Annotated in this window: 15 protein-coding genes; 10 read left to right on the top strand and 5 right to left on the bottom strand. The window is 64.0% G+C overall.

The features are described from left to right. Positions 1-49 precede the first annotated feature (49 nt). The 4 genes from LSQ66_RS02985 to LSQ66_RS02970 all read left to right on the top strand — a co-directional run bounded on the left by LSQ66_RS02985 (position 50) and on the right by LSQ66_RS02970 (position 5,491). Positions 50-1,813: a glutamine--tRNA ligase/YqeY domain fusion protein gene (locus tag LSQ66_RS02985; RefSeq protein WP_231768331.1), complete on the top strand. Its 1,764-nt coding sequence runs from the start codon at positions 50-52 to the stop codon at positions 1,811-1,813. Positions 1,814-1,986: 173 nt separating this feature from the next. Next, the gene (locus LSQ66_RS02980; protein WP_231768330.1) at positions 1,987-3,801 is read left to right on the top strand and encodes a CHASE domain-containing protein; all 1,815 of its coding nucleotides are present in this window, start codon (positions 1,987-1,989) and stop codon (positions 3,799-3,801) included. Positions 3,802-3,892: 91 nt separating this feature from the next. After that, positions 3,893-4,468, top strand: coding sequence for a glycine-rich domain-containing protein (locus LSQ66_RS02975; RefSeq protein WP_231768329.1), 576 nt, complete (start codon positions 3,893-3,895; stop codon positions 4,466-4,468). 228 nt (positions 4,469-4,696) lie between these two features. Continuing rightward, a complete protein-coding gene (locus LSQ66_RS02970; RefSeq protein ID WP_231768328.1) occupies positions 4,697-5,491 on the top strand; it encodes a glycine-rich domain-containing protein in 795 nt (264 codons plus the stop codon). Positions 5,492-5,561: 70 nt separating this feature from the next. Here the strand turns inward: LSQ66_RS02970 and LSQ66_RS02965 are convergent, their stop codons facing one another. Both LSQ66_RS02965 and LSQ66_RS02960 read right to left on the bottom strand, forming a co-directional pair. Beyond that, the gene (locus LSQ66_RS02965) at positions 5,562-5,801 is read right to left on the bottom strand and encodes a hypothetical protein (protein ID WP_231768327.1); all 240 of its coding nucleotides are present in this window, start codon (positions 5,799-5,801) and stop codon (positions 5,562-5,564) included. Between the two features lie 107 nt (positions 5,802-5,908). Continuing rightward, complete coding sequence (locus LSQ66_RS02960) at positions 5,909-6,799, bottom strand: SDR family oxidoreductase (protein ID WP_231768326.1); 891 nt, start codon at positions 6,797-6,799, stop codon at positions 5,909-5,911. 11 nt (positions 6,800-6,810) lie between these two features. On the opposite strand from LSQ66_RS02960, the gene LSQ66_RS02955 reads away from it, so the two are divergent. The 4 genes from LSQ66_RS02955 (at position 6,811) to LSQ66_RS02940 (ending at position 10,944) form a co-directional block, all read left to right on the top strand. After that, on the top strand, positions 6,811-7,836 hold the full coding sequence (locus tag LSQ66_RS02955) for a CDP-6-deoxy-delta-3,4-glucoseen reductase (RefSeq protein WP_231768325.1): 1,026 nt from the start codon (positions 6,811-6,813) through the stop codon (positions 7,834-7,836). Positions 7,837-7,884: 48 nt separating this feature from the next. Beyond that, positions 7,885-9,123 (top strand): MFS transporter, encoded by a 1,239-nt coding sequence (locus LSQ66_RS02950; protein WP_231768324.1) that lies wholly within the window; start codon positions 7,885-7,887, stop codon positions 9,121-9,123. Between the two features lie 171 nt (positions 9,124-9,294). Beyond that, entirely contained in the window at positions 9,295-10,389 is a 1,095-nt protein-coding gene (locus LSQ66_RS02945; RefSeq protein ID WP_231768323.1) for a porin, read from the top strand. Between the two features lie 96 nt (positions 10,390-10,485). Next, the gene (locus LSQ66_RS02940) at positions 10,486-10,944 is read left to right on the top strand and encodes a cache domain-containing protein (RefSeq protein WP_231768322.1); all 459 of its coding nucleotides are present in this window, start codon (positions 10,486-10,488) and stop codon (positions 10,942-10,944) included. Between the two features lie 63 nt (positions 10,945-11,007). Here the strand turns inward: LSQ66_RS02940 and LSQ66_RS02935 are convergent, their stop codons facing one another. Beyond that, positions 11,008-12,657: a methyl-accepting chemotaxis protein gene (locus LSQ66_RS02935; RefSeq protein WP_231768321.1), complete on the bottom strand. Its 1,650-nt coding sequence runs from the start codon at positions 12,655-12,657 to the stop codon at positions 11,008-11,010. 234 nt (positions 12,658-12,891) lie between these two features. Between LSQ66_RS02935 and LSQ66_RS02930 the strand changes: the two genes are divergently transcribed. Then, entirely contained in the window at positions 12,892-13,257 is a 366-nt protein-coding gene (locus LSQ66_RS02930; RefSeq protein ID WP_231768320.1) for an HPF/RaiA family ribosome-associated protein, read from the top strand. Positions 13,258-13,262: 5 nt separating this feature from the next. Here LSQ66_RS02930 and LSQ66_RS02925 read toward each other — a convergent pair whose 3' ends face one another. Then, a complete protein-coding gene (locus LSQ66_RS02925) occupies positions 13,263-14,042 on the bottom strand; it encodes a helical backbone metal receptor (RefSeq protein WP_231768319.1) in 780 nt (259 codons plus the stop codon). An 80-nt stretch (positions 14,043-14,122) separates the two neighbouring features. On the opposite strand from LSQ66_RS02925, the gene LSQ66_RS02920 reads away from it, so the two are divergent. After that, the gene (locus LSQ66_RS02920) at positions 14,123-15,103 is read left to right on the top strand and encodes a GGDEF domain-containing protein (RefSeq protein WP_231768318.1); all 981 of its coding nucleotides are present in this window, start codon (positions 14,123-14,125) and stop codon (positions 15,101-15,103) included. On the opposite strand, the gene LSQ66_RS02915 is transcribed toward LSQ66_RS02920, so the two are convergent. Continuing rightward, positions 15,100-15,648, bottom strand: a complete 549-nt coding sequence (locus tag LSQ66_RS02915) for a DUF5610 domain-containing protein (protein WP_231768317.1) — start codon at positions 15,646-15,648, stop codon at positions 15,100-15,102. The genes LSQ66_RS02920 and LSQ66_RS02915 overlap by 4 nt on opposite strands. Positions 15,649-15,651 lie beyond the last annotated feature (3 nt).

The following is a 15,651-nucleotide window of genomic DNA, read 5'->3' as shown; positions in this document are numbered from 1 at the left end:
TCTGTACGGTAAAATGGCTGCTATTCGACTCTTTTTCCGCCCTTTTTAGATGAGCAACGACAAAAACAGCACCGCCCACGCCCCTGCACCGAATTTCCTGCGCACGATCGTCGAAAACGACCTGGCCAGCGGCAAGCACCAGCGTGAAGGCCTGCCGCCCGTCATCACCCGCTTCCCGCCGGAGCCGAACGGCTACCTGCACGTGGGCCATGCCAAGTCCATCTATGTGAATTTCGGCCTGGCGCGCGATTTCGGCGGGCGCTGCCATATGCGCTTCGACGATACCAACCCGGCCAAGGAAGAACAGGAGTACGTCGATTCCATCCTGGACAGCGTGAAATGGCTGGGCTTCGACTGGGACTACAAGGGCCCCGTCGGCGCCGGCAACCACCTGTACTACGCAAGTGATTACTTCGACAAGCTGTACGAGATGGCCGAGTACCTGATCAGCAAGGGCTACGCCTACGTGGACTCCCAGAGCGCGGAGGAAATGGCGGCGAACCGCGGCAGTTTCAATAGCCCCGGCAAGAATTCTCCTTACCGCAACCGTCCGGCCGAAGAGTCGCTGCAGATCTTCCGCGACATGAAGGCGGGCAAGTACAAGGACGGCGAGCATATCGTGCGCGCGAAGATCAGCGAGGATGCCATGTCTTCGCCGAACATGAACATGCGCGATCCCGCCATCTACCGCATCCGCCACGCCCACCACCACCGCACGGGCGACGACTGGTGCATCTATCCGATGTACGACTACACGCACCCGATCTCGGACGCGCTGGAGAACATCACCCATTCCGTGTGCACGCTGGAGTTCCAGGATCACCGCCCCTTCTACGACTGGCTGCTGGCCACGCTGTCCGAAGGCGGATTCTTCAAGCAGCCCGTGCCGAACCAGTACGAGTTCGCCCGCCTGAACCTGACCTATATCGTCACCTCCAAGCGCAAGCTGCGCCAGATGGTGGACGACGGCACGGTGGACGGCTGGGACGACCCGCGCCTGCCCACCATCGCCGGCATGCGCCGCCGCGGCTTCACGCCCGAAGGCATCCAGCTGATGTGCGAGCGCACCGGCGTGACCAAGTCGGACGGCTGGATCGACTACGGCGTGCTGGAAGGCGCCGTGCGCGAAGACCTGGATCCGAAGGCGCCGCGCGCTATCGCCGTGCTCAAGCCGCTTAAGCTCATCGTCGACAACTTCGACGCCGCCGCCAGCGAGGAATGCAGCTCGCCCGTCCACCCGCATCATCCGGAATGGGGTAACCGCACTTTCCCCTTCACGCGCGAGCTGTGGATCGAGGAAGAGGATTTCATGGAAGTGCCGAGCAAAGGCTACTTCCGCTTCTACCCGCCCATCGACGGCCAGCCGGGCAACCGCGTGCGCCTGAAGTACGGCTTCGTGGTGGAGTGCACGGGCTACGACAAGGACGAAAACGGCAAGGTGATTGCGGTGCACTGCAACTACTTCCCGGACTCGAAGTCGGGCACGGAAGGCGCCAACAGCTACAAGGTGAAAGGCACCATTCACTGGGTATCCGCCGCTGCCGCGCTGGAAGCGGAAGTGCGCCTGTACGACCGCCTCTTCACGGATGCGATGCCCGACTCGGGCGGCAAGAACTTCATGGACTATCTCAATCCCAAGGCGAAGGAAGTTGTCACCGCCTATCTGGAACCGAGCCTGAAGAACGCCGAGCCGGAGCAGCGCTTCCAGTTCGAACGCCACGGCTACTTCGTGGCCGACCGCGTGGATTCGAAACCGGGCAAGCCGGTGTTCAACCGCATCGTCACGCTGAAGGACAGCTGGACCGCGAAGTAAGCGGCGGACAGCAAAAAAGACGGGACTTTGGTCCCGTCTTTTTTTCGTTGATGTGCATCAAAACCACCGCCGATACAACACCCGCACCTTGACTAAGAGTTAGGCAAATTTATATATTGCAATAACTCTTGTCGCTGCGGCCCCGCAAGGGCGCCGCTTTCATCATGCTACTGATGCGTCCCCGCCAACTCGGCAAACGCCTCGCCGCCGCAGGCCGCCAATTCTGGTGGAACGCCCTGCTGCTGTCGCTGGCCGTGGGCGCCGTATTCCACGCACTGATGGCCAACTCCATCGAAAGCGAGGCGCGCGAACGCTTCCGCAGCCAGGCGCGCTACACACAGCACGGTATTGGCGCCGTGCTCAAGGCCTACACCGAGGTGCTGCGCGGCACGGCCAGCTATCTGCAGTCCTCCGGCCGCGTCGATCCCGAAAGCTTCCGCCGCTATGTACAGGGCCTGGACCTCGAACACCACTTCCCGGCCATCGACACCATCAACTTCGCCGAGTACATCCGGCATGAGGAGCGCGCGGCGCTGGAGCAGCGCATGCAGGCCCTCGTCGGCGAGCGCGAGAAGTACCCGCCCTTCTCCATCAAGCCTGCGGGGCGGCGCAAGGACTACACCGTCATCACCCTCATCGATCCCCTGCCCAGCTTCAGCGACCGCTACGGCCTGGACCTTGCCGCGCGGCCCGCTGGCGCCGCGGCGCTGAACCAGGCGCGCGACAGCGGCCAGATCTTCAGCTCGGGCAGGCCGGTGTCGGTTCCGGGTTCCACCTATCAGGTCGGCATGCCGCTGCGGATGCCCATCTACCGCAAGGGCATGCCGCTGACCACCGTGGCTGAACGGCGCGCAGCCTATATCGGCTCGGTGGGCATCGGCTTCAACATGCAGCGCCTGGTGCAGGCGGCGCTGAACGAAACGCCCACGCGCGACATGCGCGTCACCCTGTACGGCAGTCCGGATTCGGATACGCCCGAGGGCCAGACGGGCGCCCTGCTTTTCGACAGCGCCAACGAGCGCGCGGCCCAGCGCGAGGAGCCGTCCGGCTTCATGCTGCTGCTGCCCATCGAATTCAACGGCCGCAACTGGCAGGCCCGCTTCAGCGCGCCCAAGCGGGCCCTGTATTCCCGCTTCGACGCCTACATGCCCTGGTTCACCGGCCTCATGGGCTTTATCGGCAGCATGCTGATGTACGCGCTCTTCCACGCCTTGTCCTCGGCGCGCAAGCGGGCCGTGCGCATGGCGCGCGCCATGACGCGCGAGCTGCGCGACAGCCAGGTGCGCCTCCAGCTTTCGCACCAGCGCCTGCGCCGCCTGGCCGCCCACGCGGAGCAGATCAAGGAAGAGGAACGCAAGCGCATCGCACGCGAAATCCATGACGACCTGGGCCAGAACCTGCTGGCCTTGCGCATCGAGGCCGACATCCTGGCCAACCGCACGGCCCAGCGCCACCCGCGCCTGCACGAACGCGCCCGCGCCACGCTCAAGCAGATCGACGAGACCATCCGCAGCGTGCGCACCATCATCAACGATCTGCGGCCCACCGTGCTGGACCTGGGCCTGCACGCGGCCGTGGAGTGGCAGATCGCGCAGTTCCGCCAGCGCAGCGGCATCGCATGCGAACTCATCGAGCAAGGCGGAGACACGGGCATCGACGACCGCTGCGCCGTGGCCTTCTTCCGCGTGCTGCAGGAATCGCTGAGCAATATCCAGCAGCACGCGCGCGCCAGCCTGGTGCGGGTCGAGCTCACCCACCATCAAGGCATGCTGCGCATGGCGATCACGGACAACGGCATCGGCCTGCAGGACGGTAACCGCAACAAGACCGGCTCCTTCGGCCTGGTGGGCATGGAGGAGCGCATGAACCTGCTGGGCGGCCAATGCGTCATCGCTGGCAGTTCGCGCGGCGGCACGACCGTCACCGTCAGCGTGGCGGTGAGCCATAAGGCGCCGCCAGCGCTCATAGGAGAATTCGCAGTCAAGTAGGAATCGGCTGCTTATTCTTGACGCGGATCAATGCGCGGCCTTGATGATGGGCAAAAATAACTCTACAACCCCACCTGAAAGGACGACCACTGTGAACAACGACGATTTCAAGGCAATTGCCGAGCTGGACCTGGAACCGATCAAGGTCAAACTGATGCACGAGGCCTCAGGCGAAGGCTGGACGCTGGAGCGCGCCGACGCCATCGAGTTCGAATACCGCCGCTTCCTCTATCTCATGAAAGAGTTTCCGCACGAAGCAGCCGCCCCGCTGCAGGATGTGGACACCTTCTGGCACTACCACATCCTGGACACCATGAAGTACGCGGCCGACTGCCAGGCCGTGTTCGGCTACTTCCTGCATCATTTCCCCTACATCGGCCTGCGCGGCGAGGACGACGAGGCTGCTCATCAGCGCGTTGGCGAGCGCATGAAAGAATTGTACGAAGCCACCTTCGACGAGCCCTATCTGCGCGGCGCTGTGGCGTATTCGGCACGGACTGCGGAAACTGCGTACTCGGCCCGCACGGTTGAGACCGCCTACTCGGCGCGCGTGGCGCAAACGGCCTATTCGGCGCGCGTCGCCACCGCCTATTCGGCCCGGGTTTCCGAGGGAGCCCAGCCCGCCGCAGCCTTCTTCAGCGACCGCCCCCGCCTGCAATCAAGCTGATAAGGGTTCTTGCCGGGGCGGCATGTCGCCCCGGCAAAGATGCAATAAATGTAAAATCGCACACGATTGAATTTACTCTTGCCATCCTCGTCAGTATGCCTATACTGAGCCTTGTTGATGCGCATCAACGTCTAGTTCCCAGCTCCGAACGTCTCTGACGCCTGACCTCGCGGGTCCATGCAAGGTGTCTTCCTGTCTTTTCCGTTTTTTTACACAAGGATTTCACTCATGATTTCAGCCGAAAGCTTCCAATCTATTGCCGAGCTCGATCTCGAACCGATCAAAGTCAAACTGATGCACGAGGAATCGGGCGAGGGATGGTCGCTGGAAAAAGTCAACGCGGTGGAATTTGAATACCGCCGCTTCCTGTACCTGATGAAGGCGTTCCCGAACGAACAGACGGCGCCCCTGATGGACGTGGACACCTTCTGGCACTATCACATCCTGGACACGATGAAATACGCCGTGGACTGCGAAAAGGTGTTCGGTTATTTCCTGCACCACTTCCCGTATATCGGCCTGCGCGGCGAGGACGACGAGGCGGCGCACGAGCGCGTGGGCGAGCGCATGAAGGAACTGTACGAAGCCACCTTCGGCGAGCCCTATCTGCGCGGACTGGAAGCCGATGCCGCCTACTCCGGCCGCGTCGCCGCCACCGCCTACTCCGGCCGTGCTCCCGAAGTGGCGTACTCGGGCCGCGTTGCCAGCGCTGTCGCCTACTCCGGCCGCGTGGCAGACGCCAAGGTGGCCTATTCGGTCCGCGTCGCCGATGCCAAGGTGGCGTATTCGGGCCGTGTGGCCGATGCCAAGGTGGCATATTCGGGCCGCGTGGCTGACGTGAAAGTCGCTTACTCCGGCCGTGTGGCGGACACCAAGGTCGCTTACTCCGGCCGCGTTGCGGACGCGAAGACGGCCTACTCCGGCCGCGTCAGCGCTGAAACGGCGTACTCGGGCCGCGTGAACCTGGAAGCCGCACCCGCAGCGGAAGCCTTCTACTCCTCCCGTCCGCGCCTGACCGCCTGATCGCCAAAGCCCAATAAAAACGGCCGGCGCCTGTTTCCAGGCCCGGCCGTTTTTTTCATCCAGCGGACGCTTAGTGCGCCATCATCTCGCGCAGTTCGCGGATGCTGAAATCGCTGACTTCATGCATGCGGATCAGGATGGTGGCGCCGATCGGCAAGGTGTTGTGGCGGATCTTGCTGATCACCGGCGGCGCCACTTCCAGCGCGCGCGACAGGGCGGCGTCATTCTTCAACTGCAGTTTTTCGATAATCGCATCCAGCACGCGATTCGGGTTGTAGCTCGGCGAAGCCGTAATCTCTTTCAGGGACATGATGTAGTGACAACAATAAAAGGGTTGGACAAAATCTCGTTGCTCTGAAAACAACTTTTCGGCAACGTTTTGTGATAATTGGAGAGATTTTAACCCTTTTTGTTGTGCTAGGAAATTCCCCTGTCTCGAAGGAAATGATTTACTGATGGATAACGCAGCCGCACACCCAGCTCTTCCTTGAGGCGCCGGTTGCCCAGGCGGCGCGATTCCGCCATGAACGACAGCATGGCGGGCGACACGGCCTGCGCCAGTTCCCCGCGCGGCAGGCGCGGCGGACGCGGCATCCCGAAGGCATCCGCCACCGCGTCGAAATACTCGCCCATCTTCATGTCGCTGTCGTCTACCGCGTGATAGATGCGCCCAGGCCTGCCCAGGCGCAGCGCCTGCAGCACAATGGCGGCCAGGTCGTCCGCGTGCACGTGGTTGGTGTACACATCCTGCTCCGGCAGCAGCGCGGGCGTGCCCTGCTCCAGGCGCTTCAGCGGCAGGCGGTCCGCCGCGTAAATGCCGGGCACGCGCAGGATGGACAGGCGGCCGCCCGCGCGGCGCGCCCAGCGCCGCAGCACCCGCTCGGCATCCACACGGCGGTGCGCCCGGGCGTTCTGGGGCGCAACCGTGCGGGTTTCATCGATCCACGCCCCGCCCGCGTCGCCGTAGACGCCCGTGGTGCTCACATAAACGAGCCGGGCCCGGTCGGGTAAAATGGCGGTCACATTGCGCGTGCGAGGGTCTTTCATGCCCTCGGCAGGCGGCGGCGCCAGGTGCACGACATGGCGCGCCAGCCCGGCCAGGCGGCGCAGTGTGGCGGGCTGGTCGAGGTTGCCGAGAATGGGAACGGCGCCAGCGGCGCGCAGCTCGGCCAGGCGTTCCGGCTGGCTGGTGAGGGCGAACACGCGGTATCGCCCGCGCAGCAGCGGCAGCAGGCGCATGCCCACGTCGCCGCAGCCGATCAGCAGCAGACGCGGTCTGCCAAGTTGGTGTTTGTTTTTGCTATTCATTCAAGGATTGTATGACGTTCCAGATTACTGTTCAGCCCAGCGGTCACCAATTCAGCTGCGACGACGACGAAACCGTTCTCTCCGCGGCGATGCGCGCAGGCGTGGGCCTGCCCTATGGCTGCAAGAATGGCGCCTGCAGTTCCTGCAAGGGCAAAGTGCTCTCCGGTTCCATCACCCACCGTCCCCACCAGCGCCGCGCACTGACCGAGGAAGAGGAAGCGGCAGGCGTTTCCCTCTTTTGCTGCGCCATCCCGCATTCCGACCTCGTGCTGCAGGCCCGCGAAGTGGCAGGCAGCGGCGACTTCCCCGTGAAGAAAATGCCTTCGCGCGTGGCGAGCATGGAGAAGGTGGCGCCGGACGTCATCGTCATTTCGCTCCAGCTTCCGGCCACCGAGGTGCTTGAGTACCGCGCGGGCCAGTACATCGAATTCATGCTGCGCGACGGCAAGCGCCGCAGCTACAGCATGGCCAGCGCACCGGGTGCAGGCCCCATCACCCTGCATATCCGCCATATGCCGGGCGGCCTGTTCACCGACCAGGTGTTCAGCACCATGAAGGAGCGCGACATCCTGCGCTTCGAAGGCCCGCTCGGCACCTTCTTCGTGCGCGAGGATTCGGACAAGCCCATGGTGCTGCTGGCCTCCGGCACCGGCTTTGCGCCGATCAAGGCCATCGTCGAGCAGATGAAGGCGACCGGCTCGAAGCGGCAGATGGTGCTGTACTGGGGCGGACGCCGCCCGCACGACCTGTACATGGACGCCCTGTGCCGCCAGTGGGAACAGGAGATGCCGAACTTCCGCTATGTGCCCGTGGTGTCCGACGCCCAGCCCGAGGACAGCTGGAACGGCCGCAAAGGCTACGTGCACCGCGCCGCCATCGACGACCTGCCCGACATGTCCGGCTACCAGGTCTACGCCTGCGGCGCGCCCATTGTGGTGGAATCGGCCAAGCGCGACTTCGTGCAGCAATGCGGACTGCCGGAAGAAGAGTTCTACGCCGACGCCTTCACCACTGAAGCCGACCTCGCCCAACCCTGATACTGCTCCACGCTGCGCCGCCGTGGGGCGCGCGCAGCGCCCCACTCTATGTCATCCAACGGATTCAGCGTCCTTCGCCACCGCAGCTTCTCCTTCTACCTGACCGCCCGCATCTTCGGCACGCTCGCCGTGCAGATGCAGCACGTCGCCATCGGGTGGCAGGTCTATGCAATGACGCATAACCTGTTCTACCTCGGCATGATCGGCCTGGCGCAGTTCGCGCCCTTCCTGCTGCTGATTCTTCCCGCAGGCCATGTGGCCGACCAGTTCAACCGCCGCAACATCATCACCCTCTGCCTTGCGACGCAGCTGCTGGTGAGCCTGATGCTGTGGTCCTTCTCCGTTGTGGGCCTGGAGGTGGTGTGGCCCGTGTTCGCCGTGCTCGTGCTGTTCGGCAGCGCCCGCGCCTTCATGGGACCGGCCACGCAGGCTATTCTCGTGAATCTCGTGCCGCAGGAAGACTTCAGCAAGGCCGTTGCGCTCAGCAGCTCCTCCTTCCATGTGGCCGTGATCCTGGGCCCGACGCTCGGCGGCCTGCTCTACATCTATGGCCCCAACGTGGTGTATGCCGTTGGCTCGGCGCTGCTGCTGATCTCGGTGGTGCTCATGGCCTTCAGCAAATCGCCCCCGCAATCGACCAGGCGCGAACCGGCCACCTGGCACAGCGTGCTGGAAGGCCTGCGCTTCGTCTTCTCCCGCCCCATCGTGCTGGGCGCCATCTCGCTCGACCTGTTCGCTGTGCTCTTCGGCGGCGCCACGGCCCTGCTGCCCGCGCTGGCGCACGACGTGCTGCATGTGGGTCCCACGGGCCTTGGCCTGCTGCGCACCGCGCCCGGCGCGGGCGCAGCATTGTGCTCGATAGCGCTGGCCTTCATGCCCATCACGCGCCGCGTCGGTCCCTGGATGTTCGGCGGCGTGGCGGTGTTCGGCATCTGCACCGTGATCCTGGGCGCGACTGACAGCTTCGCCATTGCGCTTGCCGCCCTGCTGCTGATGGGCGCGGGCGACATGATCAGCGTCTACGTGCGCCACCTGCTGGTGCAGTACGAAACGCCGGATGCGATACGCGGCCGCGTGAGCGCCGTGAATTCCGTGTTCATCGGCGCCTCCAACGAGCTGGGCGAGTTCGAGTCGGGTGTGACGGCGGGCTGGTTCGGCTTGACGCGCGCGGTCATTTTCGGCGGCGTGGCAACGCTGCTCGTTACCGGCGCGTGGATGAAGCTCTTCCCCGTACTGTCGCGCATGGACCGCTTCCCGCATCCGGCACGGCAATCCGCATCGGAGTAAGGCCCCATACCCCGGCAAAAGCCCCTCAGGCAAGGGACGCATGTCCTGCGATGCAAAACAGCAACCAGGAAGCACTTATCGACAAGTTTTTCCGCACGGAAACGTATAATCCCCTCGGGCTGGCCGCCACAAAAGCGGCAGCCGTATCCAATAATAATTCGAGGGGATGAAATGAAGAAAAGCAATGCAGCCGCGCTGGCTGCAGTCATGGCCGCTGCCTGCGGCGCCGCCACTGCACAGACCTCCGTCGTGATCAACGGCGTGGTCGATATGTACGCAGGCTCGCTGAAGTACAGCGGCGATGCCGCGCGCCGCACCGTCGTCAACAACGGCGGCCTGACAACCTCCCAATGGGGTTTCATGGGTGTCGAAGACCTCGGCGGCGGCCTCAAGGCGGACTTCTCGCTGAGCGGCTTCTTCCAGGGCGACACTGGCGCCGCTGGCCGCTTCGGCACCGACACCCTGTTCTCGCGCCACGCTTACATAGGCCTGTCCGGCAGTTTCGGCAAGGTGATGGTGGGCCGCTTTGGTGCGCCGAGCTTCCTGCCCGCATTGCAGTTCAATCCGTTCGGCGACTCCTTCCAGTTCTCGCCGCTGATCCTGCACACCTACGTGCCCTCCGGCCCCGTCGGCGCCCGCACTTGGGCCGCCACGACGGCGGGCGACAGCGGCTGGAGCAATCAGGTCTCCTATGCCACGCCGGTCTACAAGGGCCTGCAGGCTAACTTCTTCTTCCAGCCAGGCGAAACCGGCAAACCGGATGGCCCGAAGAACTACGGCGCGAATGCCTTCTATAACAACGGCCCCCTGGGGCTGACGATGGTGTACACCCACGTCGGCGTCAGCAATCCCCTGTCCGGTGCGGCCATCCTGGATGCCACGGCCGCTCCCGTCAATTACGGCAGCATCACCAGCCAGAACGGCTATTTCGTCGGCGCGCGCTATGACTTCAAGGTGGTGAAGGCGTATGCCACCTACCGCCACAACAGCAACGACGCCGCGGGAGGCAAGAGCATGGACGACCACACCTACACCTTGAGCGTGAGCGTTCCGACCAGCGCCGCAGGCGCCGTGCTGGCCTCCTATGCCGATACCGAACGCAGCGGCTCGCTGCTCGGCGCCGACCGTTCGCGCGATACGCTGACGCTGGGCTACAACCACCGGATGTCGGCGCGCACCGACCTGTACGCCATCTACATGTCGGACCGCTTGAGCACCGCCAGCCGCGAGCGCAGTGCCGCCCTCGGCATCCGCCACCGTTTCTGACGGCAGGCAAGTCTTCGCGGGGCCGTCAGCGGCTCCGCCAACACCAGCAGTACGGCCTCTGGCCAGCATTCACAACAAATCGAAAGGGGATAATCCATGAAGAATCTGTTTAAAGCAGTCGCACTCCTGTGCGTGGCGCTGGGCCTGCAATCGGCGGCCATGGCGGAAGACAAGCGCAAGCCCGACGAGGCAGTCGCCATGGTCAAGCGCGGCGCGGCCTATATCAAGGAGGTGGGCGTGGAGAAGGCCATGGCCGAGTTCAACAACCCGAAGGGGAAGTTCGTTGATGGCAGCCTGTACATCTTTGCTTACGACATGAAAGGGGTCAACCTGGCCAGCCCGAATCCGAAAATTGTCGGCCGCAACATGCTTGGCTTCAAGGACCCGAATGGCAAGGAAACGGTGAAGGCCTATATTGCCGCGGCCAATTCGCCGCAGGGCAACGGCTGGGTGGATTTCGTCTGGCCGCATCCGCAAACCAAGGAAATGCAGCAGAAATCGGCCTACGTCGAAAAAGTGGGCGATATCCTGATCGCCTGCGGCATCTACAAATAAGCCAGGGCCAGTTTCTTCAACGCCCTGCAAGCCGCGAGGCTTGCAGGGCGTTTCCTTTTGCAGCTATTCCCACACGTCGGCCACGCCCGCCCCAGCCAGTACCTTGGGCGGCACGGGCGCACGCGCGATCGGGACACGCCGTGCCGACGCAGCCTGCGCAGGGCAGTTGGCGCCAAGCTTGAACACGCTCACCGCGCCTGCGAGCCGGGACGCCTGCTCCTGCATGCTGGCCGCGGCCGCGGCCGCCTGTTCGACCAGTGCCGAGTTCTGCTGCGTCATTTCATCCATTTGCGCAATGGCCTGGTTGACCTCCTCGATGCCGCTGCTCTGTTCCTGGCTGGCTGCGGTGATCTCGCCCATGATATCGGCCACCTGGCGGATCGAGGCCACCACCATTTCCATGGTCTGGCCCGCCTCGTCCACCAGCTTGCTTCCCGTGTCCACCTTGCCGACCGAGTCGCTGATCAGCTCCTTGATCTCCTTGGCCGCATTCGCCGAACGCTGCGCCAGGTTGCGCACTTCCGAGGCCACGACGGCAAAGCCGCGTCCCTGCTCGCCAGCGCGCGCCGCCTCGACGGCGGCGTTCAGCGCCAGAATATTGGTCTGGAAGGCAATGCTGTCGATGACGCCAATGATGTCGACAATGCGGCGCGAACTGTCCTTGATCGATCCCATGGTCTGCACCACCTGCTCGACCACCTCGCCGCCCTTCTGCGCCACCGAGGATGCGTTGGCCGCCAGCTGATTGGCCTGGCGTGCGTTGTCTGCATTCTGCTTGACGGTGCTGGTCAGCTCCTCCATCGAGCTGGCCGTTTCCTCAAGCGATCCGGCCTGCGCTTCCGTGCGCGACGACAGGTCGGCATTGCCCGAGGCGATCTCGCGCGAGGCCACCGAGATGGCGTCCGTGCCTTGGCGCACATCGCCCACGATGCCCAGCAGGCTCTCGTTCATGTCCTTCAGCGCTTGCAGCAGATCGCTGGTCTCATCCCTGCCCTCGACCATCACCTCGTTGTCGAGCTCACCGCCCGCCACCCGGCGCGCCAGCTCGACGGAACCGCGCAGCGGGCCGGTCACCGAACGGGTGATCAGCACGGCGCAGCCCATACCCAACAGCAGCGCGCCCACGCCGATGGCGATCAGCATCGTCATCAGCGCACGGTCGCCCTCCACCGAATTGGCCAGGAAGCGTTCCGCATTTTCCTTCTGCATGGCGACCAGGCGGTTCAGCGCCGTCAGCGCCTTGCCGGTCAGCGGATCGATCTGGCTGTGGAATACGGCCGCTGCGCCGTCGGTGTCGAAGGCGCTGATCCGTCCCGTCGCTTCCTTGAAGGCGGTGTCGAGCTTGGTATCCAGCGCGGCGATCTCTCCCATCAGCGCCTTCTCGTCCTCGCCCAGCTGGGACGCTTCCAGTCTGCGCAGGGCTTCGTTATAGCGCTGGCGCTGCTGCTTGATCCTGGCTTGCTCGTCCTGCATTGCGACGATGTCGGTCAGCAGGCCGATGCTGCGGATCGAAATGCCAGTCTCAAGCATTGAGCTCTTCATGGCCGCCGCATGCTCGCCCTTGAGCGCGGAGCGCTGCAATCCGGCCATCAGACTGGCCTTCTGGCTGTAGTTGAACCAGTTCGTCAAAAGGATCACAACCGCGAGAATGAGCAGGATGGCGCCAAAGCCGATGCCCAGCCGCGTACCAATCTTAAAGTCACGCAAATTCATTTCTTGTCTGTCCCCAGTGAGAGCCCGGCTATGGTGCCGGTTACGGGACCAACGATACCGGCTCCATTACTCAACGGCAAGAACTATCCCTCTCAGGCATGCAGGACGGATGTCCCGTCGCATTTGGTGCACCGCCGTCGCAAACGCATCGGCATGGCCTTAAGTGTGTTGTACCTAACGGCGCCTTCGCGCAGGAGGAGTAAGATCGTTTCTCGAAGAACTCAAGGAGCCTCTATGCAGATCCATGTGAATACCGACAAAACGATTGAGCAGCACGCGGGCCTGGACGAGCACGTGAACCAGGTGGTTTCTTCCGCGCTGGGGCGCTTCGGCGAACAGATTGCCCGCGTGGACGTCCATGTCAGCAACGACCTGGCACAGAAAGGCGCGGACGGTGCGAACCGCTGCATGATGGAAGCGCGCGTCAACGGCTACCAGCCGATTGCGGTGAGCGACCATTCGGTCACCCTGCACCAGGCCATCAACGGCGCTGCGGACAAGCTGAAACGCGCGGTGGACAGTGCGCTCGGCCGCCTCAACGACAGCAAGCGCCAGGGTTCGGCGCGCGAACTCAACGCAGCGCCAAGCGAAGAAGAATAGCCCGATCAGGCAGCCGCCAGGCCGCGCAGGTAGCGCAGGCCTTCCAGCGCGCGGCTGCCGTACCAGGACATCATCTCCCCATCCACCAACTGCACCGGCTTGCCGATCTGCTTTTCCAGCGCGTCCGCGTGCTCCTGGGTGAAGCGGTATGGTTCGGTGGAGAGCAGCACCTGGTCCACCTCTTCGACCAGGGCCTCCGTCCATTCGAAGCGCGGGTAGCGCGCCTCTCCCAGGTCCGGAATCGTCCAGCCGATTTCGGCGAGCATGCGGGCGATGTAGGTATCGCGCGAAATGCTCATCCAGGGATCCTGCCAGATGCAGTACAGCGCACGCTGCGGCGGACCTTTCGGCGCGGCGCGCAGGGCCTGCAATTCCGCTTCGAAGGCCCTGCACCATTGTTCCGCCTTTTGCCCGGCGCAGAAGATGCCGCCCATGAGGCGCGCCAGTTCGAGATTGTCCTGCGGCGCGAGCGGATGCGTCACCACGATGTGCGGCACGAATTCGGCCAGCTTGTCCACGGTGGGCTTTTCGTTCTCGTCGATGTTCACCACCACATGCGTGGGCGCCAGCTTGCGGATCTTTTCGATGTTCACATCCTTGGTGCCGCCCACCTTGGGAATGCTCTTCACCACCTCCGCGGGATGGATGCAGAACCCCGTGCGTCCCGCCAGCTGCGGGGCCAGTCCCAGCTCGCACAGCAGTTCGGTGATGGACGGCACCAGGGACACGATGCGGGCGCCGGGATCGGCAGCATGTTGCTGCCCGATGGAGTCTACGTAGTTCATGGCCGCCATTGGACCACACCTCGCGGCAGGTGCGCTATCATCTTGCGCAGCGGCACTACCGCCCAGCTCGAATTGCTATCGTGAAACTTCTCCATCCCTTCTCCGCCTCCCCTTACCGCAGCGACGACCTGCAGCTCCTCCGTGACGCCGACCAGGCCACGGCGGCCCGCCTGCTGGCCGACTGCCCCGTGATGCAGGCGGAGATGGGCGAAACGGTGTCCGACCCGCAGCGTGCCCGACTCTACGTTGTGCTGAGCGGCGCGCTCTCCGTGGCGACCGACACGCGCACCGGCATGGCGGACGGCTCGGTCAGCAAGGTGCTGCCCGGCGAAAGCGTCGGCGAACAGTCGGTGCTGGACGAGGAAGCGAGCCTGCTCACGATCACGGCGCTGGAACGCAGCGAGGTGCTGGTGGTGGAAGCGGACCGGCTCTGGCAGCTGATCGACGCCTCGAACGGCGTGGCGCGCAATCTTCTGCGCCTGCTCTCCTTCCGCATCCGCGCCGCCAACGCCCAGCTGCGGCGGCGCCAGAAGCTCGGCGAGTTCTATCGCCAGCTCTCCATGGTGGACGGCCTCACGGGCCTGCAGAACCGCGCCTGGCTGAACGACGTGCTGCCCAGCCTCGTGGCGAACGCGCACGAAACCCAGCGGCCGCTATCGCTGATCATGATCGATATCGACCACTTCAAGCGCTTCAACGATACGCATGGCCACCTGCAGGGCGACCATGCCCTGCGCACGGCGGCGCGGGTTCTGAGCGGCGCGCTGCGTCCCAGCGATTTCGCGGTGCGCTACGGCGGCGAGGAGATGATGGTGATCCTGCCTGACACCAGCGACACGGTGGCGTCAGGCGTGGCCCAGCGCCTGTGCGAGCGCATGCGGCAGGCCGTCGTCTTCGAGAATACGCAGCAGATGCCGCTGCCGCACATTACCGCGTCCTTCGGCGTGGCCTGCCTGGGCGCGGGACAGGACGAGCAGGACCTCATTGCCGCAGCGGACGGCGCGCTTTATCGCGCCAAGGAAGGCGGGCGCGACCGCATTGCCGTCCACTGCCCCGCTTAGGAGGGCTGCTCCTCTTCGGCAGGAGCCTTGAAGGAAGCGGCGAAATCGTCCAGCCCCTTCATCACCAGCTCCCAGGTCTTGTCGATATTCGCGGCGATGTCTCCATCCAGCACCTGCAGGCCCTGCAGGATGTCGCGGGCTTCCTTGAAGCCTTTCTCCACGCCGCCGCGTATGGTGTCCATGAACTTGTTGAGCGCCTCGCCGCCTTCCAGCGTGGGATTCTGCTTCTTGAAGGCGTCGAAAAAGCCGGTGGCCAGCGACACGATGCGGCCGGCGGTGGCTTCTGGAGAGTTGTCCTGTGACGCAAGCTGCTGGATGGCGTTGTCGCCCAGGTCAGCCTTCAGCGCCTCGTTGATGCTGGTGATGGCCGATTTGTACAGCAGCGCCTGCGGGTCGCTCGTTGCCCCGATCGAGATTTCGGCGGTGGACTGCATGATCGCGGCATTGAGCTGAAGCTTGCTGCGGGCCGCCGCGGGCATTGCCGCCTCGGCGGGCGCATTGCCCGCGACCGCGCTTTTGGCGTTGAGAGAAACAGGATTTGCCACGAT

The organism is Massilia endophytica (assembly GCF_021165955.1).
In the GTDB taxonomy this organism is placed as follows: Bacteria; Pseudomonadota; Gammaproteobacteria; order Burkholderiales; family Burkholderiaceae_D; genus Rugamonas; species Rugamonas endophytica.
The sequence above is the reverse complement of the archived record's forward strand: the minus strand, read 5'-3'. Positions and strand labels throughout refer to the sequence as shown.

Excerpts from the sequence above, each read along its gene's own strand:
- LSQ66_RS02960 (WP_231768326.1), bottom strand. The coding sequence starts at position 6,799 with ATGAATAGCAAAAACAAACACCAACTTGGCAGACCGCGTCTGCTGCTG.
- LSQ66_RS02955 (WP_231768325.1), top strand. The coding sequence starts at position 6,811 with ATGACGTTCCAGATTACTGTTCAGCCCAGCGGTCACCAATTCAGCTGC.
- LSQ66_RS02935 (WP_231768321.1), bottom strand. The coding sequence starts at position 12,657 with ATGAATTTGCGTGACTTTAAGATTGGTACGCGGCTGGGCATCGGCTTT.
- LSQ66_RS02940 (WP_231768322.1), top strand. The coding sequence starts at position 10,486 with ATGAAGAATCTGTTTAAAGCAGTCGCACTCCTGTGCGTGGCGCTGGGC.
- LSQ66_RS02985 (WP_231768331.1), top strand. The coding sequence starts at position 50 with ATGAGCAACGACAAAAACAGCACCGCCCACGCCCCTGCACCGAATTTC.
- LSQ66_RS02965 (WP_231768327.1), bottom strand. The coding sequence starts at position 5,801 with ATGTCCCTGAAAGAGATTACGGCTTCGCCGAGCTACAACCCGAATCGC.
- LSQ66_RS02970 (WP_231768328.1), top strand. The coding sequence starts at position 4,697 with ATGATTTCAGCCGAAAGCTTCCAATCTATTGCCGAGCTCGATCTCGAA.
- LSQ66_RS02950 (WP_231768324.1), top strand. The coding sequence starts at position 7,885 with ATGTCATCCAACGGATTCAGCGTCCTTCGCCACCGCAGCTTCTCCTTC.
- LSQ66_RS02945 (WP_231768323.1), top strand. The coding sequence starts at position 9,295 with ATGAAGAAAAGCAATGCAGCCGCGCTGGCTGCAGTCATGGCCGCTGCC.
- LSQ66_RS02930 (WP_231768320.1), top strand. The coding sequence starts at position 12,892 with ATGCAGATCCATGTGAATACCGACAAAACGATTGAGCAGCACGCGGGC.
- LSQ66_RS02925 (WP_231768319.1), bottom strand. The coding sequence starts at position 14,042 with ATGAACTACGTAGACTCCATCGGGCAGCAACATGCTGCCGATCCCGGC.
- LSQ66_RS02980 (WP_231768330.1), top strand. The coding sequence starts at position 1,987 with ATGCGTCCCCGCCAACTCGGCAAACGCCTCGCCGCCGCAGGCCGCCAA.